Below are 26,302 nucleotides of genomic sequence, written 5' to 3'. Positions count from 1 at the left end.
TCCCTAACTTATTTCATACCAAGCATTTTTTTCAATTTCACGAAGAACCCTTTTTGCGGTTGTTCGTTTAAGTCGAGTAATGGAACTGACTCTCCTAGAATCCGCCGCGTGATGTTCCGGTAACCGAGTCCGGCCCGATTATCCGGATTCATCGTCACAGGGACGCCACGGTGCGAGGCCGCGATGACTTCTTCGTCGTCGACGATCAAGCCGAGCAGGTCGATCGACAAGATACGCATGATTTCATCGATGTCGAGCATGTCGCCTGATGCCATCATGTGTGAACGGACACGGTTGATGACGAGACGCGGGACGATTTCACGCTCCGATCGTTCGAGCATGCCGATGATTCGGTCTGCATCCTGAACAGCGGCTTTTTCCGGTGTCGTGACGATGACGGCTTCATCCGCTCCCGCAATCGCGTTCATGAATCCTTGCTCGATTCCAGCAGGGCAATCGATTAAAACGAACTCATATTCAAGTTTCAACGTGTCAATGATCGCTTTCACCTGTTCCGGCGTGACGGACGATTTGTCCTTAGACTGGGCAGCAGGCAACAGATACATCTCTTCAAAACGTTTATCACGCACGAGTGCTTGGTGCAACTTACATTGCCCCGTCACGACGTCGACGATGTTATAGATACTCCGATTATCGAGACCAAGTACGATATCGAGATTACGTAATCCAATATCCGTATCGACGAGACAAACAGAATGGCCCATCAATGCGAGCGCAGTTCCGATGTTCGCAGTCGTCGTCGTTTTCCCGACGCCACCTTTACCAGACGTGACGACAATCGCCCGCCCGACGTTCGTTTTGGCATCTCTATGTACCTGTTCTTTCACTTGTTCCATGTCTGTCACCCTCTTTCACTATCGATCGCAAACTGATCCATCCGCGCAAGCGGAACGGTTTGGAGTCGAGAAAATTCAATTCCCGCTTCCCCTATAAACGCACAACCCATTTCTAAGGCCGGTACCGGTGCATCATACGGTTCATCATGGACGATGTCGGAAATCGAAATCCACTTCGGTTGTAGCATACTTGCAGCGACGACTGCTTCATCATTACCACCTTTACCGGCGTGAACCGTTCCTCTTAATGCTCCGAGACAATAGATACTGCCAGTCGCATGTACGACAGCACCAGGGTTGATGTCACCGATGACGACGATGGACCCTTCAATATCAAGGACATGACCGCTCCTAGCAGTTCCACCAAAATAGTGGAAGGTCCGTTCCCCGTATAATGCTTTTGCTTCATCTTTCGTCAGGCACTCACTGTCATACCCGTTAAATGAAAAGGAATCATGTCGTCCGACAATCGATTCGACCGCTGTCACGACACCTTCGTCGACGTAACGTCGCCCAAAGAAGAACGTAATCGGTACGGCGCGTCCGTTCTCGACGGATTTATCGGCAAGCGTCAATTCTAAGTCGTCAAGAAATTCATCCACACTGCACCGTTCGTTTACATAAACGGCAAGGCCACCACGATGACCTTTCATCGTTACATAACGCTTACGTTCAATCATGACTCATCCTCTTTTCTCGTCAAGTGTGGATTGCACGAGTCGGGTCATCGGATAATACAGAATGATAATCCCGATCAGCTGTGCAATGAGACTCTTCGGAATGATTTGTGTCGCCAGTTCTTTAAACGGAACATCGACACCTAAGACCGAAGCCGTAAAGAAATAAATATCAAATTCGAATAATAAGGCACTGAACGTAAAGGTGACGATAATCGTCAATACGTTCTCCTTTACATATTTTAGCACGAAGCTACTAAAAAGCGGAATGGCAGATAGCGCAAATAAGTAAATACCGATGATATCGGAATAGACGAAGTCATATAACAGACCGAATACTAAGCCGAAACCAAGTGCCTGTTCGATTTTGCCGTAGCGTCCGAGAAACATCAAGGCAATCAAAGTCAGGTGGACCGCATACGGTGACCCGTCACCGAGCGGACCTGCAAAAATCGTTCCTTCCAAGATAAAAAGAAGGAACACGGCGAAAAACAACTTGACGTTATTCACTAGTGTCCCCTCCCTTATCGGTCTCAGCGAAAGGTTCCTCCGCCTCTCGTTCAATCACGAAGACGTGACCAAACTGTTCGAAGTCTGCTGCCGGTTTGACGTATGCGATTTTCGAAGCACCGTATTTATCCGACTTCACTTCCTCGATTTTGCCGATGACAACACCGCTTGGATATTTTCCTCCGAGACCGGATGTCGCGACAATCTGCCCTTTTTTTAACTTCGCGTCATTCGGAATTTTCGTGAATTTCAACAAGTTTGTTTCCTCATCGAACCCTTCAATCGTTCCGAAGACCCCTTTTCCTTTTGTATCGTCCGCAACAGCTGAGACATTGTTCGTACGACTCGTGTCAGATAACAACTGAACGAGCGAAGTGTAGGCACTCGTCTGAATGACACGTCCAATCAATCCATCTGCCGTCACGACGGCCATATTGGACTTGACCCCTTTTTGTTCGCCGATGTTCACGGTCACGAAACGTTGCCACTCGGACGGTGTGCGACCAATCATTTCAGCTGGAAGTAACGTATAGTCGCGAATCGAGCCACCCAGGTCGAGCATATCTTTTAACTCTTTATTCTCACGTTCTAAATCACGAACTTTGACGGAATTTTCCGCATAGTCATTTAAACGTGATTTTAAATACTCATTTTCCTTATACACGTCACGCACTTCTGTAATCGAAGTGACCGTATCATCAATCCAGCCAATCGGTGTCGCGAAAAGACGTTGACCGACCCCGACGGTATCACGGACAAAACTTTGATACCAGTGGGATTGGTTACGCCCTTGCAACGAAATACCGATCAATATCACCAAAAGGAGAAAACTAAGGAGTGTGATGAGCAGTTTTCGATTATTTAAAAATCGCTTCATCGCTCATCCCGTCCTTATCTTTTTTGTGAGATGCCTGATTTCGAACGAAGGACATTCATCATCTCAAGTGATTTTCCTGTACCGATTGCGACACAATCGAGTGCGTTTTCAGCAACAAGCGTCAAGATGCGTGTTTCGTCTTCGATGACAGAATCAAGGTTTTTAAGGAGCGCACCGCCGCCTGTCAAGACGATTCCGCGGTCCATGACATCAGCTGAAAGTTCCGGCGGTGTCTGTTCAAGCGTGTGCTTGACACCTGCTAAAATCGCATCGACCGTATCGGATAACGCGTCGCAAATTTCTGCACTCGTTACTTCGATTTGTTTCGGAAGACCTGTGACGAGGTCGCGACCACGAATTTCCATCGTTTCGTTTTCTGACTCTTCGTCGATTCGTGCATAACCGATCGTCATCTTGAGTGTCTCGGCTGTCCGTTCACCGATCATCAAGTTATATTTCGATTTGATGTAACGAATGATTGACTCATCCATTTCATCTCCACCGACACGAATTGATTGACTCGTTACGATGCCGCCAAGCGAGATGACTGCGACTTCCGTCGTTCCGCCACCGATATCGACGACCATCGATCCTGTTGGTTCAGATACTGGGAGTCCAGCTCCGATTGCCGCTGCGAATGGTTCTTCAATCGTATAGGCTTCACGCGCCCCGGCAAGTTTTGCTGCATCTTCAACGGCACGTTTTTCGACTGATGTGATGCCGCTTGGCACACAAATCATGACGTTCGTCTTCGAAGAGAACAATCCTTTTTTCTTCGACGCTTGATCCATGAAGTACTTGATCATCGTCGCAGTTGTTTCATAATCAGCGATTACGCCATCTTTCATCGGCCGTCGTGCCGTCACGTTGCCCGGTGTCCGTCCAATCATGTTTTTCGCTGCGTTCCCGACTGCTTCAATCTTACCTGTATCGGTACGGAAAGCGACAACAGAAGGTTCGCGTACAACGATTCCTTGCCCCTTTACATAAACGAGCGTGTTTGCCGTACCTAAGTCAATGCCGATTTCACGGCTAAATGATCCAAACATTATTCAAAAAACCCCTCTCTGAAAATACAACTCCACTAATTATAACGGAAAAGCACTCTTAGAAAAGCGCTAAAACGTTACAGCTTGTTTACAGTTCACCTATTTTTCAAAACATAAAAACGCCTGAGGTCAGGAAGTCCACTTCCCCCTCAGACGTTATTCTTACATAAATCCGCGTTGTTTCATACTAATAAATTGTCCGTGACCGATGACGAGGTGATCGATACAACTGATTCCAATCAATCTGCCCGCCTCGACCATCCGTTCCGACACCTCGATATCTTCCCGGCTTGGCGTCGGATCACCCGATGGATGATTATGGACAGCGATGAAGCTGGCCGCCGAACAGCGGATGGCTTCCCGAAATATGTCGCGCGGGTGGACGATTGACGTGTTCAATCCTCCGATGAAGAGCGTCTTTTTGGAAATGACCTCATTTTTCGTATTCAAATACAGACAGATGAAATGTTCCTGTTGATACAGGCGCATCTCTTCTAACAACAGCTCCGCTGCATCCTCCGGTGAACGAACGACCGGTCGGACCCACTTCGGTTCTGTGACGAGCCGGCGGCCGAGCTCGAGTCCCGCCATGATTTGGAGCGCCTTCGCCTTGCCGACGCCGGGTGACTTCTCCAGTCCTCCGACTCCCGCTGCCTCAAGCTCAATCAACGAGGGATGACGATCAAGTAATTCTTCCGCGATTTCAAGCGGCGATTGATTTCTCGTTCCACTTCGAACGAGACATGCTAGCAATTCGACTGTCGTCGCACGGGTCAGCCCTTTTAGTTGAATCATATCCTTCGGCAATTCAATCACTGCATCCGACCTCTCTTTAATAGGCGTTACGCAAATTCCGGCTTGATTCCGAATGCTTCGAGTCGTTTCGCAATCGGATGAATCGGTAATCCGACGACATTATAATAATCGCCTGAAATCGCTTCGACGAATAATCCTCCGACCGCCTGGATGCCGTATCCACCGGCTTTATCATACGGCTCATCCGTCTCCGTGTAGCGCATAATCCAGTCCTGCGACAATTTGGCAAAACGGACTTCTGTCGTCACGGTAAATGTTTCGACATGATCATTCATCACAATCGTCACGCCCGTCAAGACATGGTGGGTCCGACCAGATAATTGAAGCAACATCTGCTTTGCGGCTAAGCGATTGAGCGGTTTTTCCAAAATCAAACCGTCAATCGACACGACGGTATCTGCCGCCAGAATGATTTCATCCGCCTTAGCTACAGCACGTGCTTTTTTGTCGGATAAGTAGGCGACGTATTCGGCAGGCGCCATCGGATAGGGCGCTTCTTCGACGACGTCAGCAGGACGAACCTCATGCTGTATCCCGATTTGGTCCAAAAGCTGTGTCCGGCGCGGAGACGCCGAAGCAAGAATCAAGGGTGGTTGCGTTACCATTAGTATCACGCTCTTTCTGATAGATTTCGAACTAGCTTAATTCACTCAACGGGTAGTATAACGAAAAACAAGTGCCTCTCCCGTGAAGGGAAGCACTTGTTTCCAAACTAATTTCCTGTGACATCAACAAAGGGATCTGATTTCGGGGTCGTCTCCTTGAGTGGTGTCTTCTTATCTGGAACGAGTTGTGTTAGATCAGGTCGGTAATACGTCTCGATTTCAATCGTAAACGCCATCATCTCATCGTCAAGAAGAATCGTCTCACTTCCGGCACCCGGTTCATCCGGCCCCGTCAATTGAATCTGACGCAAGATCGTAATCCGATCCGTCCGTTCGATTTGTTTAAGGAATGCCATCAGTTCGAGATAGGATGGTGCTTCGACGGATAACGATGCCGGAAGCGGTGTCGCGGCCGTTGTCGCGACGGGTGCTTCTGCTCCATCCGCATCGATGTCAGACTCTGTCGCCATCGCTCCGTCGACGACCGGTGTCGACTCGACAACCGGAGCAGGTGCAACATCCGTTTGGCTGAACGTAATCGACTGGACTTTGACTCCTGCGATTTGACTCGAGGCATTGATGGCGTCGATGACGTCATCATTCGCCGGGAGGACAGGCACTTTTTTCTGTAAGAAGCTTGATTCGGCGACATCGACTTTTTGCTCATTCGCTTTTGCGATTTCGAGGGCCATCTGTTCCCGGTCAAGCGTCGCTTCCGTTTCATTCAATTCTTCGTACGTCGTATAGGTCGTATAACCGAAATAGGCGACTCCTCCAATTACGAGCAGGAGCGTCAATCCGAGGAGAAGGTAACTACTATAGCGCTTCAATTATCCTCCACCTCCTCAATCTCGGTCGAGACGACTTCGCCTGTTCCGTCTTCCGGTGTCACTTCACCGTCTGGCGTTGCCGACTCCGTCTCGCCATCTTCTTTTGGTACATCCGGATTCGCTTCATTCGTTTCACCTTTGACGACCTCCGCCGGTAAGACTGACAACGTGAATTGCCCGATGTAACGCGGTTCTTCCGTTTTTTCATCAGCCGATGGTGTAATCGTCGTCGTCGGAATTTCTTCCCCTGTTGCCGGGTCGATCGTCGTCGACGTGACGACATCTGCCTCTTCGTTCATCGTCTTCGTTGTGATACCTGTCAATGAAACTCCTGTAAAGACGTCATCCGTCAAGAGTTGACGATAAAAACCATTCAACTCTTCCAGTGTTTCGAATTGTGCATTCATCGTCACGAGATGATCGGCACCATAGGCGAACTGTAAGATGTAGCCGCGTTCCGGTAAGTAGCGGGTAATCCGTTCAAGCGTCGGGACTGCCGGGCGCGGCGTCTCCTCTAATCCGTCGACGGTCTGCTTCAATTGGGCAATTTCTTGTTTTGCTGATTGTGCCGATTCCGCTTGAAGGGCACGAACGATTTGCACTTGATTGTTTGCCGTCTCGATTCGGTCCGCGAACTGGTCCGTTTGCCAGAACAAGTAGCCGCCAATCATTCCGCCAAATAACAACAGGACGAGCGACGCGACGAGCGGAAACTTCGGCATGACGTCGTCCTCTGGTAACAGATTGATTCGAGTTTTTTGTGGAATCGCGAGTCCGATCAGCGGTAAATACGCACGCGGAATCGGTTGTGGCGCGACTTCGAGCTGCTCCGAAAGCTGTTCGAGTCGGAGATCAAAATTCGCTTCGAACCGTTTGACGAGCTCCTCCTGGAACGGGAAGTCTCCCGCTAGAATGACACGGCTGATTTCCCGTTGGTCGCGTGCGAGCGAAAACCGGTAGAAATCGAGCACACGTGAAAATTCGAGCAGCATTTCGTCAAGCGTCATCTCGACTTGTGCGTCATCTAAGCGATACCGGTAATGGAGACGATCCTCCATCACTTCAACTTCCCAGACGTTCGAACTGAACGTATCGACGGAACGGATTAAGCGCGGAACTTTGTCTTCGATGATGATCAGTTGATGATTCGTCGCATTGACGTTCCAAATCAAGACGCTGCTACTGTCTTCGACTTCATAGAGCGACTCGATTCCGAAAAACGTAGCGAGCGGTTGCGGTTCAGCTGCGACAAGCCGCAGGTGCTTTTGCTTAAACAATTGCATGTATTGTTGAATCGCTTCGTTCGGTGCCGCATACAGCATGATTTCCCGTTTGCCGTCTTCTTCGAGCAGAGTGTAATCGAAGTACGGTTCTTCAAACGGCAGGACGATACTGTGACCAAGCTCCATGAACAAGTACCCGCGGATTTGATTCGTCTCGACCGACTCCGGGATTTCAAGTTTTCGGGCAAGGACGAGTGAACCATCGAGGGCAAGAACAGCTTGCGAACCTCGCGGAACCTTTAATTTCGTCAACAGGCTGTCAAAAATCAAATCAAGTGACGCTTCCGGTTGCAACCATCCACCTTGGAGTGTCCCGGCAGGCAGGGACGCAACAGCGCGTCGTTTGATGACACCGTTCTTGACGACGGCGCCGAAGACGGCGACATCCGTGAAGTTGAAATAAATATATGTACCTCTACGCCTAGCTTGCGCCATATGTAGGTTCGTCCTTTCTCATAGGAACAGATCGAGGTATAACGTCACCCAATCGTCCGCGAAATAATAAGTGAGTAATGTCCCGATCGCAATCGACGGGACGAAGGGAATCGGTTGCTTGCGTTCGACGCGCTTCAATCCGAGCAATGTCAGCCCAATGACGGAACCGACAAGTGCCGAGACGAATAAGGCAATCACGACGTCGAGTGGTCCGAGAAAAATACCGAGTAAACCAAACAGTTTGACGTCCCCTGCGCCCATCCCTTGACGTGATGCGAGAAAAATTGCAAACAATAAACTAAAACCGACGATTCCGCCAATAATTGGATTATACCAGTTCTCGTATGGAGAAAGGTAGCGAACTATCAGACTAATCGGTAAAAAGAAGAGTAATATTTTATTCGGGACGAGCATGTAAGCAAGATCCGACATGACGAGGATGAATAACAGGCTCGTCAGGACAAGTGTCAACACGAATTGCATCGACCATCCGAATTGATAGAACGCATAGGCGTAAAGTACGCCACCAAGCAGTTCCAGCGCCGGATACTTCGCGGAGATCGGCAGTTGGCAGACACGGCATTTTCCGCGTAAAGCGAGATAGCCGATGACCGGTGTCAGTTCGAGCGCACCGAGGACGTGACCACAATTCGGGCAATGCGAGCGCGGTCGCACAATCGATTCCCCCACCGGAATCCGCAGTCCGACGACATTTGTAAACGACGTGATCAACATGCCAATAATGAAAAAATAGACTGTAAAAACGATTGTCATGTTAGGCTCCTTTCTTAAAAAACTTCAGAAAAAAACCCCCGAGGTGGGGGTGGAATTTAAATTATTTCTTTTCTTCTATACCAGTTCGTTTGAGTGCTGATGGAGCTGCTCCTGTGAAGTAAGTATAATCTTCAGACTCACTTTTTAAAGTAACTTTATAAGTATAAGTACCTTTGTCCTCAGTGACAGTGACGAATGAATCTTCATACGCCTTATCAGAATTTAAGGCATCCTTCATATCATCGATATATTTTTTCAAAGAATCTACTCTCGGCGTAGCTGTCGTACCTTTTGTGACGTCATTTGCTACGATTGCTTTTTTATTTTCATTAACACCAACTTTCACAGTTTCTCCAGGTTGAACTGGATTTGAAGATGTATACAACTTCGCTGCCGCTACTAATTGTTTCGCATCGGATACGACTGCATCCTTACGTGAGTTTTCAATCAATCCGCCAATCGCTACTACCGCGATTGCGGCAATAATTCCGAGGATAACGACGACGACGAGTAACTCGATCAACGTCAAGCCCCGCTCATCGCGCATTTGTTTTGCATCTAACCAAATTTCTTTTAACCGTTCTAACATTTTAGTATTCCTCCCTAGTGCTTTTTTCTGAGTTCGATGTATAGGTAATACTATCCATATGAATACTATTATAGTAGCACCATAATTTTAGTTAATTATGTCTTTTTTAGACAACAGGTAAATGATTTCGCAGTTGTTATTCGCCCTGGATATCCGAATAGATTTTGAACATCGGGACGACGACGGCGATGACGATGACACCAACGATTGCGGCGAGGACGACAATCAACAGCGGCTCGATGATTGACTTCAAGCGATCCGTCGTTGTTTCAACTTCCGTCTCATAAAAGTCTGCGACCTCTGTCAGCATGGAGTCCAGGCGCCCGGACTCCTCCCCGATGGCAATCATCTGTGTCACGAGAGGTGGGAAATATTTGTTTTTTTCTAATGGTTCGTGCATCGGAATCCCGCGCGACATCGCTTCATTCGCACCGGCGATTCCTTTACGGATGATTCGGTTCGTGACGATTCGCTCCGTAATGTCGAGCGAAGCAAGAATCGGGACCGATGCATTCAGTAATACAGCGAGTCCCCGCGTCATCAAAGCAATCTGTGACTTTTGAATCAATGGTCCGAAGACCGGCAACATTAACAGTAAGCTGTCGAAGATGACCCGTTGCCGCTCATTTTTTAAATTAAAATACAGCAGACCGAGCAATCCGAAGGCGACAAGCAACAAGACCCACCAGTAAGCGACAAAAAAGTCCGATACGGCAACAACAAGTTTCGTGATTAACGGAAGTTCACTTCCGAGTTGATCGAAAATCGACGCGAACGTCGGGACGACGTTCAACATCAGGAAGACGACGACACCAATCGCAACGATTGAAACGACGGCCGGATAAATCAATGCCGAAATGACTTTCCGTTTAATCTCGTACTGTTTTTGAAGCTGGGTGACGATGTTATCGAGGGCTTCTTCTAAATTCCCGCTCGCCTCACCCGCCATCGCCATGCTGACGAAGAATGTATCAAAGACGCGCGGATGTTTCTCAATCGCTTGCGAAAATTGAATCCCGCTCCGTAAATCATCTTCGACTTCGACGAGTGCCCGCTCGAGCGGCTTCGATTCGGTCTGTTTCCGTAATATTTCGGTCGCTTTAACGATTGAGACACCGGACCGGACGAGCGTCGCAAATTGACGTGCGTACATGACTAAGTGTTCGATTTTCGGTTTTGCCGTTAAGAATGTGATCTCGGTATTTAAGCCTTTTGATTCTTGTTTCTCAAGTGACGTGACGGCGATTTGTTCTGTCCGGAGACGTTCTGCCGCCTCCCGTTTCGTTAATGCTGTAATCTTACCTTTTTTCCGTTTACCGGCCATCGTCCGACCTTCATACATGAATACTGCCATCTGCTCACCCCGATATGTAAGGTGTCGCGGCTGATGCTGGGATCAGTCCCCGACTAACTAAGTCTTGTAAGGCCATTTGCATCGTCTGCATCCCATACTGTTTTCCGGTCTGCAAAACGGATTGAATCTGATATTCCTTACCTGTGCGAATCAAGTTTGAGACGGCTGGTGTCTCGACCATGATTTCAAGCGCCGCGACCCTGCCTGTACCATCGGACCGGGGCATCAAGCGTTGCGAGACGACACCCGCCAGGACATTTGCCAGTTGGGCGCGAATTTGATCCTGTTGCTCCGATGGAAAAACATCGATGATCCGACTGACTGTCGAGGCAGCGGTCGACGTATGGACGGTCGCGAAGACAAGATGTCCCGTCTCTGCAGCTGTGACTGCCGTCGAAATCGTCTCCAAGTCCCGCATCTCACCAAGCAAAATCACATCCGGATCCTGACGGAGTGCAGAACGTAAGCCACTCGCGAATCGCGGGGCATCAATGCCGATTTCACGTTGGTCAATCAAACTTTTATGATGACTATGTAAGTATTCAATCGGGTCCTCGAGCGTAATGATGCGTTTATACATCGTCTGATTGATTTCGTTGATCATCGCAGCGAGTGTCGTCGACTTCCCTGACCCGGTCGGTCCCGTGACGAGAATCAAGCCATGCGGTTTCGTTAAAAACCGTTTGAGGACAGGAGGTAACGCCAATTGTTCGAGTGTCGGCACTTCAGTCGGAATCGTTCGAAAAGCCATTGAGAGTGCACCACGTTGATAAAAACAATTGACGCGGTAACGGGCGACACCCGTCACACCAAAGGAAAAGTCGATGTCACGATCCTGTTTGAGCTGAAGGTACATTTCCTCGGTAATCAGCGACTGAACGAACCCGTCGATGATGACCGGTTTGAGTTTATCCGTCCCGTAAGCAATCAATGTTCCATTGACGCGAAAGACGGGGGGAGATCCTGCCGTCAAATGGACGTCAGAAGCCCCTTTTTCTTTTGACGATCTGAGAATGTCTTCGATTTGTGCGCGTTCCATCGTACTCATTCTGATATCACCGTCCGTAAGATTTCTTCCGTCGTCGTAATTCCTTGGGCGACTTTCGTCAGTCCATCCGCTAACAGGAACCGTTGACCTTGCGACTTGACGTACATCGTAATTTCGCTTTCCGTCGATTGGTTCATAATCATCCGTCGCAATACTTCATCGATCATGACGACTTCCTGGATCGCGAGTCGCCCCCGGTACCCCGTCATGTTACAAGATGAACAGCCGCGTCCGCGCATGACGGTCGTCGCTTCGATCCCTTCTTGCGCAAACAACTCTTGTTCGCGTTTTGAGAGTGGTTGGACTTCCCCGCAATCACGACAGACGCGACGGACGAGACGTTGCGCAATCAATCCGGTAACCGACGCCGCGACAAGGAATGGTTCAACTCCCATGTCAATCAGACGGGTGATCGAACTGATGGCCGAGTTCGTGTGCAACGTCGACAGGACAAGGTGTCCCGTCAATGAGGCCCGAATCGAAATTTCCGCCGTTTCAATATCGCGGATCTCTCCGACCATGACGACGTTCGGATCTTGTCGCAAAATCGAGCGTAGCCCACTCGCGAACGTCAAGCCGATCTTACTGTTCACTTGAACTTGATTGATGCCGTCGACTTGGTACTCGACCGGATCTTCGACCGTAATGATGTTACGGCTCTCATCATTCAATTCGTTTAGAGCCGCATACAATGTCGAGGACTTACCAGACCCTGTCGGTCCAGTAATCAAGATGATGCCGTTCGGTCGTTTCAGCATCTCCCGGAACTGGGATTCATTGCGTTCACTAAATCCGATTTTCGAAATCGAGATATTCGAGTTCGAACTGTCGAGAATCCGGATGACGACTTTCTCACCATAGACCGTCGGAAGCGTCGAGACACGGAAATCGTAGGCGAGACCATTATAGATGTACTTGATCCGTCCGTCTTGCGGCAAGCGTGATTCCGTAATGTCAAGCTCACTCATAACCTTGATCCGGGTCGTCAAGATGTTCTGAATTTGTTTCGGGTAGTTGTTTTCCGTCCGCAACTCCCCGTCAATCCGAATCCGAATCGATAAGGAGGCTTCCTGCGGATCCATGTGGACGTCGGATGCCCGTTGCGAAATCCCGTTTTCAAGAATTTGATTGACGAGACGAATGATTGGCGCATCTTCTCGTGTCACGACATCCCGCGTCGCATCAGACTCCATCATTTCATCGGATTCGAGTAACTCCCGGAGTGATGAATCGATATCGTAATACTTTAAAATCGTCCGTCGGATTTCATCGCGTGTCGCGATGCCGACTTCAATCATCAACCCCGTCTGAAGCCGCAGGTCATCAATCGCAATCAAATCGAGCGGATCCGCCATCGCAATGAATAAACGGTTGCCTTCCCGGTAGACCGGGACGAGCGTATGGCGCTGAGCAAGGTCTTTTGAAATCAGCTTCGTGACAGCCACGTCGACCGGATAGTTATACAGTTGAATGATCGGTATCTTCAATTGATGATGGAGTGCTTCGAGTAGTTGTTGCTCCGTCAAATGCCCTAATCGTAAGAGCGCATCCCCTAATTTTTCAGTCGCCCGTTTGACCGTCAAGGCTTCTTCAATCTGACTTTCCGTGACGAGACTTTCTTCAAGCAGCATCTCGCCGAGACGTTTCCGTTTCATTGCCATTTAGTTCGTCACCCTTCCGCGTGCCATGTTTCTTCTTCATCAAGTACTGTCGGTCGCTGTTGTTGTTTTTCGTCAATCGTACTCGTAATCGCTGTAACGATTAAGAGTGTGACGATGTATCCCGCAATGACGAACGGATTCGCCATCCAATCGAATTTGACGAGCATGTAAAGTGCTAAGACTAGTACAAGTGCCATCACCGAGAGAATGACTTTCGCACGTGCCGTCGCGATGAATGGGATTTGAACCGCAAACATCAAGCCACAAATAATCGTCGCCAGACCAATAATGATTCCGAGCTCAATTGCTAAATCTGTCCAGTTCATAGGATCCCTCATTTTCTATTGATTTTTAACCGACTGCTGGTTCCGCTGTATCACTTTCGGTGGGAGAAGCTGGATCGCCTTCTGTCGGAGCATCTGGTGTATCCGGTGACGTCGGTGTATCGGGAGTTGCCGGTTCGTCTGGACTTGTCACATCTGACTCAGGGTCCGTTTGATCCGTCGTATCGGACTCAGCATCGGTTTGATCCGTCGTCCCGTCCTGTGGATCTTCAGCAGGTGGTGTGACGACCGGTGCTTGCTCCGCTTGACTGCTCTTCGTGACGATTGCCGGTGTCGCGGCATAAAAATCAAGTGCGACCAGGATTTTCTCTTCGCCTTTGTTCGACTTGATGATACGGTACAGTTCAATCGATGTCCCTTCCGATCCGGACTGTGTATCACTTGTCGTTCCAGCAGATAGTGTCGCTGAATAGCGGGTGATCGTCCGGTACGGAATTGATTTTTCACCTTCAAGCACTGCTGTGACCGTTTCTTTGAACGGCATTCCCCGTAGTTCAAGCGTCACGTCACTACCGTTTTTCGTTGCGACAAGCTGGTAGTTCACTGCTTGTGTGTTCCGTACGGCAAAATCTGTTTTTTCATCAATTCGGACATCGTAGCCGAGTGTGATTCCATCCGGCAATTGATCGTGCGGCATCCGCTCGACGATTTCAAACGGTGTTTTTGCGAAGAGTTCATATAGTTTACTGCCGATATATGAAGCCGCCACACCGTCCATTCCGTATGTCTTCGTATTCATCAACTGTCCGGCTTTTAAATCGACTTGCGTCATCGCCTCAACCATCTGTTCTTCGGCGACTGAACGTGTTGTAAAGGACACCGAGGAAACGACTTCTTCCGTTGATGGAGATGTTGTCGAGACAGCCGGATCATAGTTGCCCTCTTCGAGTTGTTGTCCCATGTTCGTCAGCCATGCTTTAAATGCCGTCGTTTGTTCCGGCGTGTATACGACCGGTTGCGTCGAGAGGAATGCTTCAACGCCCGGTTCGTCAAGCGTGATGTCCAAGTCGCCTCCCTTTTTTAAAGCAGCTGCTTCGACGGCCTCATCCACTTTAAACGTCACGAGCGTCGTCGGAACAGGAACAAGTTCTTCTCCCGCCCCAATCGTCAATGGCGTTTTGTTCGACCAGGTCGTGATGGCTTTTTGAACTTTCGGTTTTGCTTCTTCCCGTGTCATACCACTAACCGGAACAGAGGCAATCCGCGCACTTTCAGAGAACTTTTCACTGACGCTTGCTTGTCCCGTAAACGAAATCAGCGCAAACGAAGGAACATAGATTAAGGCAATCAAGAGGACTAAAAGAAGCGTATGTACTGCAAAACGTTTAGGATTTATCATCATCTGTTTCCTTTCCTTATGAAATAACCATTTCAGGTGTCTAGTATTTCCATTATAATGAATATTATGATGAAACATAAGTCCTATCCTGACAATAACTTTCATCATGTGTGAATACATACCGTTTTTCATTTTTGAATAGATAATTCATATTGAGTCAGATACGAGGTGAATCCATGCAAAACAAGCAACAAGGCTTTTCATTAATCGAAGTATTAGTCAGTATCACGATTCTTTCAATCATTTCAGTTTCACTCATCAGCATTTTTTCCCAATCCTTATCCGCTTCTCGTGATAGCACGGAATTGACGTTTGCGAATTACCTGGCGAAAAATGCCGCTTCTTATATCGAACGGGAAGCCGTCGAAGCGGAGAACGGCCCCTTCGTATTCGATACACTTCTTGAACAGACGAAAGGCACCCCATATCAGAATGGTAGCTATACAATACCGACGCCGAACACGCCGTCATGTGGTGTATCGGCTATTTGTGACTCAATCTTCAATGATGCGGAAATAAATAATATGCCATTCGATGTAAAAATCAGTGTTACCCCGCATAAAATCGAGGGAATCGAAAACCCGAACCTCCTCGATTTATACGTCTATGTCTATCTCGACGGTCAAGCTGAACCGATTACATCATTGAAAGGATCGATTACGAATGCGACGCTCAACCAAAGTTTTCCCGCAACAAAATGACGGATTTTCCCTCGTCGAACTGCTCGTTGCCATCGTCATCGCTGCTATTTTCAGCGGAGTCATCCTGACCGTCTTCATCTCCGGTACAAAGAGTTTTCAGGCGACGGGAATCATCAGTGAGCTCAGAAGCGAAGCCGATAGTTCGGTCGGACTCATTTTAAATGAAATCACCGGCTTCGATGCCATTCGCATCACAACAGCGAATGAGCTGTCTTTCTATAAAAAGACATTGCCTAGCCTTAACCTAGATTCCGGTCTACTCGAGCGAACGGACGGCTTCATTCCGTTCAACGCCAATGTCGAACAACAAAATGAAGTCACATCAACTCCAATCACCTATACATTCGCAACACAACGACTTGACGAAAACATACTCATCTACGAAGGTGCACTCGAAAACATCAATGATCAAACAGAAATCAAAAAGACCTTTACGATTTCAAGTCCCGAGTACGTCGACATCACGACCGGTGACTACCCGGGCAGATACGTCGTCCATGGCATTTTGACGATGACGCTCCGAATTCAGTCGACGGATAATGAAGAAACACAGACCTTGAATAGTACGATTGGATTTTAGTTCAGAAAGGACGACCCATGAAAAAATCTGAAGAAGGTTATACGCTATTGTTCGTACTCGTGACATTGACCGTCCTATCGGTCTTAGCAATCGCGACGATTGGTGTCAGCCTACAATCGACACGATTGACGGAAATTCGCGGAACGAATATCGAAGTCGATACAGCGACGCGAAACGAGCTTGATCAAGCGATCGCAGCACTCCAACAACTCGTCGCAAAAACCAGTCAAGAGAATCCAACCAGTTCCTCAAAAGAGCTATTTGCAGATATCCCGAATAAAATCATACTCCCCTTGAAGACGTCGGCTCCTCTTGTTGAAGTTCAGTTAAATGAAGCCGCCTCGAACGTCCGTGTTAAAGCGTTCGATTTGACCGCTCACGTCGAAGAGACGAAAGGTGATCAACCGACGGTCAAAAAGACCTATACTCAACGGGTCTATTTATCAGCGATTCCTAGTTTTCTATACTATACGCTCGGGTCCGACAATCAAGTCATCTTAAATGGAGCACCACGAATCGAAGGGAACGTCTTCTCGCGGGAAGCACTCAAAGTTTCTGCGACGCCAAACTTCATCTATAACGGTCAGATAGGCCACTATACAGATAAGCTGGCCCATCCATACATTGATGGACAAGTTCGTGTTTTCCAGCCGCAAACTCAACCGCTTCTAACATGTACAGACTTTTTACCATGTGATGCGACCGTCTTTGATCCGACCACCAAAACGGATCTTGTTTCAACGAAAGATACGCTCGTTCCGTTCGATTTTGAATTTGCCCTGAATGATTTCTTAACGATTCCAAGTAACACACCACTCGCCTCCGTTCCGACCTACTTAAAGAGTCAATCAATTGAAAAATCGGTGCTGACAGGACCATTCTTGAATGAATTGAGTACGAAGAAACAAATCATCATCCCAGCTCCGACTGAGCAAAATACAGTGACGATTACCGATGATATCGTTAAAGAATCGCTCGAACCGTTAATCATCGACGGCAACTTGACGATTTCTTCACTCAATCCGATTACGCAACCGCTTGAGATTAAACGTCCAATCGTCGTCCTCGGTGATTTATTGATTCGGGGTAACGTCAGTTTTGCGACAACCATCTTCTCGACCGGTTCAAGCCGGTTAGATGATGCCAACATTCAAGGCATCACGAGTTCAACGAATCAAAACACTCTGATTTTACTCAGCAAAGGAACGTTAACGATCAATCGTGTCAATAAGTTTTCCGCACCTAAAACAACCGCACCGGACATGAATGCCTTTCTTTACAGTGATTCGCCTACCTTGAATCGCATTTATTCAGTCGGGTCGACGATGAACTTACAAGGCGGTATCTTCACAAAAGGACAGCTTGAGGTTAATGCGTATCGCGGGACGCTGGACTTACCGGAAGCGAACTACCCGGCAGACGTCACCGCGTTGACCACTTTGATGAACACGAAAAAATCTGCTGACGCGGTACAATCTCGTCTCCGCCTGAAATATGATGCGAGTGTCCTGAAAAATCCGACGTCGATGCTTCCACTCAGTCGGGCTGTCAAAATGTATGTCGAGACTCCGAAACGAACAACTCCTTGACGCTAAAAACCCCTCGACATTGATGGATGTCGAGGGGTTTTTTCATTGAAATGTTGTCGCACCATACGCTCGTGCCAACTTTTTGACTTTGGTCTTCTTGACTTCTGCACCTTGTTTTACCAACAACTGATAAATATCCTGTCGGTCTTGTTTGACTGCTTCATAAATCGGCTGATGCTTTCCGACGTTCGGATTTGCTCCTGCTGCCAGTAACTGCTTAATCACAGTCTCATTTTGATCGACCGTCGCATAGTAGAGAGGCGAATTTCCGGCTTTATCGAGCGCATTGATATTTTTTCGTGTAGCTTCTTTAATCAGTAAAGCATAAGCATCCGCAGGTTGGTTCACGCTCGTCGCAACATGCAAGACTGTCTGTTGTTGCTCATTCGTTTGCTCGACGGAAGCCCCCGTAGCAAGCCATTTCTTGACTACAGAAGCTGGTCCGAACCGGGCGACATAAAACCAGTTAACTTGATTTTTAACACTCGTGTCGTCCAACAAAACGAGTGCTTTGTCATAGTCGAGTGCTTCTTGGAACTGCTGAATGTACTGATTCCGGTCTTTTGTCGATAAAGAAACGTGTTCGACTGCTGACGCAAATGCGTTAACATCTGACGTATCGATACTCTTTTCAAACGCTTGCTGGTTTCGCTGTTCGATCAACAAGTAGGTCGCTGCTCCAATTCCGATTAGAAACAGGAGAACGACGCTAATGATTTGCTTTTTCTTCACGTCATTTCCCCCGTCACTTAATAGACATCCGTATCTGGTGAAGTGCTCGAACCTTCAGAAGAAATCGTCACTTTAAAGGTCGCCGTCAACGGTTGTTTCTCCGTCGCACCGGTTTTGATGACTTCAAGGACCGATTGATCTGCTTTTAATGCCGTCACTTTGACACGTGCGACACCTGGGCGAATCGGTTTTAAGGCTTGTGCCGATGAATCAATCTTCACATACTCTTTTCCCTGAAGCACTTCCAACCGATAAAAACGCTCTGTCGCCGTCACGGGTAACCAGTTCAAGACAGGCTGCTTTTGAACATCCTGCATGGAAAGTGTTAAATCGTTCGCCGTCAAATCAGTTGGATTTTCACGTACCATGATTTTCGTGATGGCTTGTGTCGCTGTAAAATCTCGAAGTTTCAATAAGCCGTCGACTGGACCAGCCGGTGTCCCCGTTATTCCCTTGACTGTGTAACCAGCCGCCGTTTGAATGAGTTCGATCGCCGGACTAGACGTCGAAACGGTGAACGGTAATCGAATACTCGGTGTAAAGGTCGCTGTGACATCTTGCGTCGTGTTGACCCATAACTCTAGGTTATTCGGTGTTACGGCTAGTTCCGGTAATTTAACTTCAATCGTATAGATTTGCGACTGTGCTAAATAGGTCGTGCTGCCGCTCGATGCCGGAACAACGGCTTGAACGGTCATTGTGCCTGGTTTTTTTCCTGTTAGCGATAACTCATCTGTTGTCAGACCGGTAGCCTCGACTAAATCGTTGTTCGTGACAAGCCATTTAATCGGTGCATCCGTCCCGGACAACATGGCTGCTTCGCCCGTCATCGCTTTCGTCTGTCCGACGTATAACTCGCTTGGTACACCACGGACGATCAATCCACCAAAGACATCGTTAATCGTCAACTTCGAAGTCGCGACTAACTCACGTCCATTCGCGACGGGGACAATCAATTTAATTTCCGTCGTTCCGATTTTCTTCGGTTCGATGATGCCTTGATCGTTAATCTTCGCAATGCTCGTATCTTCAATCGACCATCTCAATGTGCCGTACTGGCTACCTGCCGGATTGATTTCTGGCAATACCTTATAAGACGGCGTGTTGATATCCATCCGGACAGCTGGAATTTTAGCTTCCGTCGCAAAGCGGGTCGATAAGGCATATCCTAGTCTCGGGAACGACTGAACATCGTTCGCAAGTGAAGTCGATTTATCGACGCCATTTTTTTTATCACGGTAGATGGTCTTCGTTGAAACAATTGTATTCTCTTTTTCATCGAAGACATGAACACCTGCCGCATCCTTCGCTCGTACTTTTACGGTAAAAGTCAGTTCCGACGGCTTTGCAATCCATAATCCTTTGTGGAGCCCTTCAATCGCTTCATCATATTCGATGTCCGGTACATTCCCCGTCAATGTTTGATTGACGATTTTCGCACCGTTAAGACCTGTTGCTGAGACGACTTCGACATTACTCGGGAAGTTTTCTGTAAACAAAATATCTTCCATCGTTACTGAAAATTGTCCCATGATGTAGCCGTTGTTACCGATTGCATCTTTTTGAAGCATCGGGCTTGTTTTGACCGTATACGTAATCGTTGCTGTTTCCCCTTGCGGAATCGTTGCCGGATCGATTGACCGTGATAACGTGAACGGAGATGAAGCGGATGGCTGAACGATTTGGACGGTACGTGTCTCAATCGTTTTCGCCCCCCGTTGATCCTCTGCTTCGATCCGGATTGTCGCGGTTGTTTTCCCTGTCAACTTAGCATCGAAGCTTTGGCTGACAAACGAATTGTTTTTTAGTTTATTATTTTCATACACTTTTTCATTGTCGATGTAGATTCGTGTCTTCAATTCCCGATCGCGTAAGTCATAGTCATTAACCTTATAAGATACCGTGATTGGTTCATTGTCTAAATAACTCGCTTGATTGGCTGGCAGGATATTTTTAATGAGCGGTTTATGATTCGCCCCGATAAAGGCGCGGTACATCGTGTTCGAGAACAGTTCTTTTTCCTGTTGTTGGTTGAACGTCGAGGTATGTCCTGCACCAGAATACGTCACATTGCCTTTTGTATACATGTAGTAATGGTTACGGGCATCGCCGATTGTGCGTCCGGCTGACTGATTCGAATCAGCCGTACTATTTTCCCGAATGTTGTACCACGGAATTAAATCGGGTTGTTCTAAATCAAGACCAAAGTATTGGTCATGGGTTGTTGCGATTGAGACTTCATCCGCTAACGTAAACGGATACGACGTCATGACACCGTCATTTTGTTTGACCGCCTTCCCTGACGTCCGCTGTGCTCCGTACCCCATGTTCGTGAAGTTCTTTTGTCCGGCAAGTCCGGCAAATTTCTTTTCCCAGAACAGTTCCGGATTCGCTGACTGACTTGGACGGAAAATCGTATCGTGGGACAACATCAGTCCTTGCCCGGTGTTCGTGAAATCAAGGATTGCATTCGAGGCCGCATCATTCAGCGACGCCGCTCCGTACGAATCTTGAAATCCAAAGATTAACATGTCGTACGTCGTATTTAAGTTTCGTGATGCGTACGTACTGTTAAATGTATCTGCCGTAATGACTTCGACGTTAAAATCATAGTACCCGGTTTCTTTCAATAACGTACCGGTGTTCATGAAGCCATTGATTGAACCCGTCGATCCACTGCGCGTCACCTGTAAGATTTTTGCTTCTGCGACTTGGTCCTTCATTAAGAAACTACCTGTTTTGTAGTCGGTCAGTCCGTCGCTACTCGACACACGGATCATCCAGTTCCGCGGTCCCGTGTAACTCGGGGCATCGAAATTATAGCTCAATGCCCCCGTTTTGGTAGCCGGCTTCTCATCAACCTTTTCCGACTCTTCAAATTGGTCATTGCTATCAAAGTCGATATACAGTTGCGCTAACTGATTCGTGTTCTCGAGCGTCGTCGTGTACATGAAGTCGATTGGAACGTTCGGAACAGCTGACTTCCCTTTATCGATTCCTGTTAATGACACACCGTTTTGTTTGACGGAAACACCTTCTAGCCGCGGACGGATGACCTTTTGAGTCTTTAACTTCGTCATGACTGTCTGAATATCCGTATATCGCATCAATGCATTTGATTTAAGATCTTTAAAGATGGCATTAAAATTGCTTGACGTATGTGTCAAGACATCTTGATGTAGAAAAACCGGCAGCCCTTTATTGACGAAGGCACTGACGATTTCATTTCCTTTTAACTTCGTGATGTCGTTCTCAATCTTACTCGTATTATGTGCTTTCTTCGTATCCGAGATTGTCATTGAATAACGGTCGGTTCCTGTGAAGACGGATGGATCAAAGACAACAGCATCAAACGCACCATCTAACGGAAAACGAGAAGCGTTCAATTCTTTGACCGTCATCATTTCAATCTCATAGCGGGTCGAATCGAGCCCGTTGAGCAATGAGGTGATTGTCGTATTTGGATCAATCCGGTTCGTCGTCGACCATGCATCCCGGATTTCAAGAATTTTCAACTTATCTGCCGCAGCAGCCTTCGTATGTGGTTCCTGTATATAACTAAAACTCGTAAAGATCAGTACACTGACTAAAAACAGACGTAACCACCGTTTCATCTTCCATCGTCTCCTCGTCGTAAGATCATAAAATATAGGACTATATTACCCCAACCTTAGTATACAAGGACTTTTAGCGTTTTCCCTTTTTTGTAAAACGTTGTCGCAGTATTTTTTCACGAACGACACTGATGAAGTAAAGAGATCCTGTTACGATGAGTGTTTGATTTGTTCCTTCGTATTCAGCGAGAAACGAATCGAGTTCTATGACATTTGCCCCATCCGCAGTCAGTTCTTCTAGCGACCGGGCTCGCGGAAAATCAAACGTCGTCTCCATAATCGTTGGTGTCACTTCCTGAAATTGTTTAATCATCGCAAGGCGATCTTTATCCCGCAGGATGGAGCAAAGGATGACGATTGGCATTGTTTCCTGTTTTAGACGGTCGACGAGCGCTTTAACACCTTCCGGATTATGAGCCCCGTCTAAGATGATGCGCGGCTCGCGCGAAATCGTCTCAAACCGTCCCGGATGTTTGGCGTTTCGGAGACCACGACGAATTGCCGTCTTCGACCAACCGAGTTTCTTTGCACAGATGACGGCGTTCGCTGCATTTTCGACTTGATGGTGCCCTTCGAGTCCAAGTCGTGTTTCGGGAATTCCTTCATACGTCGCCCATGTTCCGGTCGCATTCAGTCGGTACGAGACGATGGCTTCCTGACTCCACTTCAACGTCGCTGCCCGGTCGCCACAATAGGCCATCAACGGGACCGTCAATTCCTCTTGCAGTTTCCCGGCAATGACCGATGTTCCCCGTTTGATGATGCCGAACTTTTGAAGGGCAATCTCTTGGAGCGTATCTCCGAGAATCGCTTGATGATCGTGACCAATCGAGGTGATGATGGCAGCAATCGGTTGCTTCAGTACGTTCGTCGAGTCATAAAGCCCTCCGAGTCCGACCTCGTAAATGACGAAGTCTGGCCGAACTTGATTGAAATGATAGAAAGCAAGTGCCGTCAACGCTTCAAATTCCGTCACTGTACCAATCGTCGGCTCAAGCTCGGTCATCGCTTGCTTCACTGCATTTGCTGCCTTAACGAGATCCGCTTCAGCAATCGGCACTCCGTTCAGCATGATCCGTTCCTCGAACTGAATGATGTATGGGGATGTAAACGTCCCGATGTGTAACCCTTCCGCCATTCCCATCTCCCGTAAGAAGGCGACGGTCGACCCTTTCCCGTTCGTCCCCGCGACATGGATCGTCGGAACAGCATCCGGATCAATCTTTAGTTCTTCTAGTAACGCTTCCATCCGACTTAGTCCCGGTTTGATACCGAATGCCAGTAACCGTGACAACCACTCTAATACGTCTTCTCTCGTCTCCACTCTGTCCCCGCTCCTTTAAAAAAAGTGGCTCAAGGAAACTTGAGCCACTGTTGAAATTATTGAGATAGTTCGTTGATCCGCGCTTCGACTGCCGCACGTTTTTCGTTATAATCCTGTGCTTTTGCTTGTTCTTCTTCGATGACATGTGCCGGTGCTTTTCCGACGAAACCTGGGTTGTTGAGTTTTTTCTCGACCCGTTCGACTTCCTTCGTATACTTGACGAGTTCTTTGTTCAAGCGGGCGATTTCTTCTTCGATGTTGATTAAGTCAGCCAACGGAATGAACAATTCTGCGCCGGTCACGATGGCACTGAGTGCTTTTTCCGGTGCCGCCATGCTGCGTTCGACAAGTAATTCGGAAGCATTCGTAAACTTCTTCAAGTACGAGACGTTCGTCTCTAAGTCATGCTGTACTTGGTCGTCACTCGTCGAAATCATCAACTGGATTTGTTTTGACATCGGTGCGTTCACTTCGGCACGAATGTTCCGGACCGACCGGATAACATTTTGGACAGCTTCAAACGCAGGAACTGCTTGCGGGAAGTCGAGTGTCTCATTACGTGTCGGCCAAGCCGCACGCGTGATCGTTTCCCCTTGATGCGGCAAGTGTTGCCAAATCTCTTCCGTGATGAACGGCATGAACGGGTGCATCAGACGCATGATTTGGTCGAGCGTGTACGCAAGAATCGAACGCGTCGTCAATTTAGCGGCCTCATCTTCACCGTTCAGCGGTAACTTCGCCATCTCGATGTACCAGTTACAGAAATCTTCCCAGATGAAGTGGTAGAGGACTCGACCGGCTTCACCGAACTCATACTTATCGGATAATCGTGTCACATCAGCAATCGTCGTGTTCAGACGTGTCAAAATCCACTGATCGGCTAATGATTTTTCGCCCGTCAGATTGATTTCTTCATACGTCAGACCATCCATGTTCATCAGTGCGAAACGGCTTGCGTTCCACAATTTATTCGAGAAGTTCCATGTCGCTTCGATTTTTTCCCAATAGAAACGTAGGTCGTTTCCTGGCGTCGAACCTGTCGTTAAGAACCAACGGAGTGAATCGGCACCATATTTTTCGATGACGTCCATTGGATCGATTCCGTTCCCGAGTGATTTCGACATCTTCCGTCCGTCCGAGTCACGAATCAGACCGTGAATCAACACATCGTTGAATGGACGTTCGCCTGTGAATTCATACGATTGGAAAATCATCCGCGATACCCAGAAGGCGATGATGTCGTACCCCGTAACGAGTGTCGACGTCGGGAAGTATTTTTGGTAGTCCGCAGCATCCGTATTCGGCCAACCCATCGTCGAGAACGGCCAGAGCGCTGACGAGAACCACGTATCGAGGACATCGTTGTCCTGCTCCCAGTTTTCGATGTCGGCAGGTGCTTCTTTCCCAACGAACACTTCACCTGTTTCTTTATGATACCAGGCTGGAATACGGTGTCCCCACCAGAGTTGACGGCTGACACACCAGTCACGGATATTCTCCATCCAGCGGACGTAGGTGTTTTCGAACCGTTGTGGGACGAAGTTGATTTTATCCTCGCCCTGTTGTTCAGCAAGTGCTTTTTCAGCGAGTGGCTCCATCTTGACGAACCATTGCAGCGACAAGTACGGTTCAACGACTGCATCCGACCGTTCCGAGTGACCAACCGAGTGCAGGTGCGGTTCGACTTTAATCAAGACGCCCGAGGCTTTCAAATCTTCGACAATTTGTTTGCGGCAGTCGAAGCGATCCATACCCTCGTATTTACCGGCGTTTTCGTTCATCGTTCCGTCTTCGTTCATGACGAGGACACGTGGTAAGTCATGGCGGTTCCCGACTTCAAAGTCATTCGGGTCATGCGCTGGCGTGATTTTAACGACCCCTGTTCCAAATTCCATATCGACATATTCGTCAGCGACGATCGGAATTTCTCGTTCGACGATCGGGAGCGTGATCGTTTTACCGACGAGGTGAGCGTAACGCTCATCTTTCGGATTGACGGCGATTGCCGTATCCCCAAGCATCGTCTCCGGGCGCGTCGTCGCGAGTTCAACGTGACCTGTTCCGTCCGTCAACGGATAGCTGAGGTGGTAGAACGCACCTTCGATATCTTTATAAATGACTTCGATATCGGAAATCGCTGTTTTCGTCGCCGGGTCCCAGTTGACGATGTATTCGCCACGGTAAATCAAGTCTTTTTCATACAGCTTAACGAATACTTCCTGGACCGCTTCAGATAACCCTTCATCGAGCGTAAAGCGCTCGCGTGAGTAATCCAGACCAAGTCCGAGTTTCGCCCATTGCGCACGAATCGTCGACGCATATTCTTCTTTCCATGCCCATGATTGTTCGAGGAACTTCTCACGTCCCATTTCTAAGCGCGATTGTCCTTCTGCCCGCAATTTTTGTTCGACTTTCGCTTGCGTCGCGATTCCCGCGTGGTCCATTCCCGGCAAATACAGGACGTCGAACCCTTGCATCCGTTTCATTCGTGTCAGCATGTCTTGCAGTGTCGTATCCCAAGCATGACCGAGGTGTAGTTTCCCTGTCACGTTCGGTGGGGGGATGACGATCGTGTACGGTGCTTTCTCCGGATCTTGATCGGCTTTGAAATATTCCCCTTCCAACCAAAAATCGTACCATTTTTCTTCCGTCGCCTGCGGATCATATTTCGTCGGCATTGATAATTCCTGCATCTAAATCGCTCCTTTTATCCA

Annotated in this window: 23 protein-coding genes; 3 read left to right on the top strand and 20 right to left on the bottom strand. The window is 48.1% G+C overall.

Annotated elements, in window-relative coordinates:
- Positions 1-8 precede the first annotated feature (8 nt).
- The 16 genes from minD to KNP94_RS09635 all read right to left on the bottom strand — a co-directional run bounded on the left by minD (position 9) and on the right by KNP94_RS09635 (position 15,051).
- Positions 9-857, bottom strand: a complete 849-nt coding sequence (minD, locus tag KNP94_RS09710) for a septum site-determining protein MinD (RefSeq protein ID WP_051667297.1) — start codon at positions 855-857, stop codon at positions 9-11.
- 5 nt (positions 858-862) lie between these two features.
- Positions 863-1,537 (bottom strand): septum site-determining protein MinC, encoded by a 675-nt coding sequence (locus tag KNP94_RS09705; protein WP_214768687.1) that lies wholly within the window; start codon positions 1,535-1,537, stop codon positions 863-865.
- Between the two features lie 3 nt (positions 1,538-1,540).
- Positions 1,541-2,044 (bottom strand): rod shape-determining protein MreD, encoded by a 504-nt coding sequence (gene mreD / locus KNP94_RS09700; protein WP_088837533.1) that lies wholly within the window; start codon positions 2,042-2,044, stop codon positions 1,541-1,543.
- The gene (gene mreC, locus KNP94_RS09695) at positions 2,037-2,921 is read right to left on the bottom strand and encodes a rod shape-determining protein MreC (protein WP_088837534.1); all 885 of its coding nucleotides are present in this window, start codon (positions 2,919-2,921) and stop codon (positions 2,037-2,039) included. Before mreC ends, mreD begins: the two co-directional genes overlap by 8 nt.
- Positions 2,922-2,935: 14 nt before the next feature.
- On the bottom strand, positions 2,936-3,970 hold the full coding sequence (locus tag KNP94_RS09690; RefSeq protein WP_029331054.1) for a rod shape-determining protein: 1,035 nt from the start codon (positions 3,968-3,970) through the stop codon (positions 2,936-2,938).
- A gap of 162 nt (positions 3,971-4,132) precedes the next feature.
- A complete protein-coding gene (gene radC, locus KNP94_RS09685) occupies positions 4,133-4,765 on the bottom strand; it encodes a RadC family protein (protein ID WP_204251439.1) in 633 nt (210 codons plus the stop codon).
- Positions 4,766-4,812: 47 nt separating this feature from the next.
- Complete coding sequence (locus tag KNP94_RS09680; RefSeq protein WP_088837536.1) at positions 4,813-5,391, bottom strand: Maf family protein; 579 nt, start codon at positions 5,389-5,391, stop codon at positions 4,813-4,815.
- Positions 5,392-5,498: 107 nt separating this feature from the next.
- Positions 5,499-6,221: a hypothetical protein gene (locus tag KNP94_RS09675; RefSeq protein WP_214766489.1), complete on the bottom strand. Its 723-nt coding sequence runs from the start codon at positions 6,219-6,221 to the stop codon at positions 5,499-5,501.
- The gene (locus KNP94_RS09670) at positions 6,218-7,939 is read right to left on the bottom strand and encodes a type IV pilus biogenesis protein PilM (protein WP_215115609.1); all 1,722 of its coding nucleotides are present in this window, start codon (positions 7,937-7,939) and stop codon (positions 6,218-6,220) included. The genes KNP94_RS09675 and KNP94_RS09670 overlap by 4 nt, the downstream gene beginning before the upstream one ends.
- 18 nt (positions 7,940-7,957) lie before the next feature.
- A complete protein-coding gene (locus KNP94_RS09665) occupies positions 7,958-8,713 on the bottom strand; it encodes a prepilin peptidase (RefSeq protein ID WP_088837539.1) in 756 nt (251 codons plus the stop codon).
- 61 nt (positions 8,714-8,774) lie between these two features.
- Positions 8,775-9,302, bottom strand: a complete 528-nt coding sequence (locus tag KNP94_RS09660) for a type II secretion system protein (RefSeq protein WP_088837540.1) — start codon at positions 9,300-9,302, stop codon at positions 8,775-8,777.
- A gap of 136 nt (positions 9,303-9,438) precedes the next feature.
- Entirely contained in the window at positions 9,439-10,656 is a 1,218-nt protein-coding gene (locus tag KNP94_RS09655) for a type II secretion system F family protein (RefSeq protein WP_088837541.1), read from the bottom strand.
- Between the two features lie 4 nt (positions 10,657-10,660).
- A complete protein-coding gene (locus tag KNP94_RS09650) occupies positions 10,661-11,704 on the bottom strand; it encodes a type IV pilus twitching motility protein PilT (protein ID WP_088837542.1) in 1,044 nt (347 codons plus the stop codon).
- Entirely contained in the window at positions 11,701-13,365 is a 1,665-nt protein-coding gene (locus KNP94_RS09645) for a GspE/PulE family protein (RefSeq protein ID WP_214766491.1), read from the bottom strand. Before KNP94_RS09645 ends, KNP94_RS09650 begins: the two co-directional genes overlap by 4 nt.
- An 8-nt stretch (positions 13,366-13,373) precedes the next feature.
- Positions 13,374-13,691 (bottom strand): hypothetical protein, encoded by a 318-nt coding sequence (locus KNP94_RS09640; protein WP_214766493.1) that lies wholly within the window; start codon positions 13,689-13,691, stop codon positions 13,374-13,376.
- A 25-nt stretch (positions 13,692-13,716) separates the two neighbouring features.
- The gene (locus tag KNP94_RS09635) at positions 13,717-15,051 is read right to left on the bottom strand and encodes a VanW family protein (protein WP_251132624.1); all 1,335 of its coding nucleotides are present in this window, start codon (positions 15,049-15,051) and stop codon (positions 13,717-13,719) included.
- Between the two features lie 173 nt (positions 15,052-15,224).
- Between KNP94_RS09635 and KNP94_RS09630 the strand changes: the two genes are divergently transcribed.
- From KNP94_RS09630 to KNP94_RS09620, 3 genes are read left to right on the top strand one after another with little or no spacing between them, the layout of a single operon-like run.
- Positions 15,225-15,749 carry a type IV pilus modification PilV family protein gene (locus tag KNP94_RS09630; RefSeq protein WP_088837545.1) on the top strand — a complete coding sequence of 175 codons (525 nt, stop codon included), beginning with the start codon at positions 15,225-15,227 and terminating at the stop codon, positions 15,747-15,749.
- A complete protein-coding gene (locus KNP94_RS09625; RefSeq protein WP_088837546.1) occupies positions 15,712-16,329 on the top strand; it encodes a PilW family protein in 618 nt (205 codons plus the stop codon). The genes KNP94_RS09630 and KNP94_RS09625 overlap by 38 nt, the downstream gene beginning before the upstream one ends.
- Before the next feature lie 17 nt (positions 16,330-16,346).
- Positions 16,347-17,918 carry a type II secretion system protein gene (locus KNP94_RS09620; protein WP_214766495.1) on the top strand — a complete coding sequence of 524 codons (1,572 nt, stop codon included), beginning with the start codon at positions 16,347-16,349 and terminating at the stop codon, positions 17,916-17,918.
- 42 nt (positions 17,919-17,960) lie between these two features.
- On the opposite strand, the gene KNP94_RS09615 is transcribed toward KNP94_RS09620, so the two are convergent.
- The 4 genes from KNP94_RS09615 to KNP94_RS09600 form a co-directional block, all read right to left on the bottom strand.
- Positions 17,961-18,650 (bottom strand): ankyrin repeat domain-containing protein, encoded by a 690-nt coding sequence (locus tag KNP94_RS09615; RefSeq protein ID WP_214766497.1) that lies wholly within the window; start codon positions 18,648-18,650, stop codon positions 17,961-17,963.
- 17 nt (positions 18,651-18,667) lie between these two features.
- Positions 18,668-22,264 carry a DUF5057 domain-containing protein gene (locus KNP94_RS09610; RefSeq protein WP_214768690.1) on the bottom strand — a complete coding sequence of 1,199 codons (3,597 nt, stop codon included), beginning with the start codon at positions 22,262-22,264 and terminating at the stop codon, positions 18,668-18,670.
- Positions 22,265-22,337: 73 nt separating this feature from the next.
- Entirely contained in the window at positions 22,338-23,588 is a 1,251-nt protein-coding gene (locus KNP94_RS09605) for a bifunctional folylpolyglutamate synthase/dihydrofolate synthase (protein WP_088837550.1), read from the bottom strand.
- A gap of 56 nt (positions 23,589-23,644) precedes the next feature.
- Positions 23,645-26,281 carry a valine--tRNA ligase gene (locus KNP94_RS09600; RefSeq protein ID WP_215115608.1) on the bottom strand — a complete coding sequence of 879 codons (2,637 nt, stop codon included), beginning with the start codon at positions 26,279-26,281 and terminating at the stop codon, positions 23,645-23,647.
- Positions 26,282-26,302: the final 21 nt, after the last annotated feature.

The organism is Exiguobacterium sp. s80 (assembly GCF_018618725.1).
GTDB classification, from domain to species: Bacteria; Bacillota; Bacilli; order Exiguobacteriales; family Exiguobacteriaceae; genus Exiguobacterium_A; species Exiguobacterium_A oxidotolerans.
The sequence above is the reverse complement of the archived record's forward strand: the minus strand, read 5'-3'. Positions and strand labels throughout refer to the sequence as shown.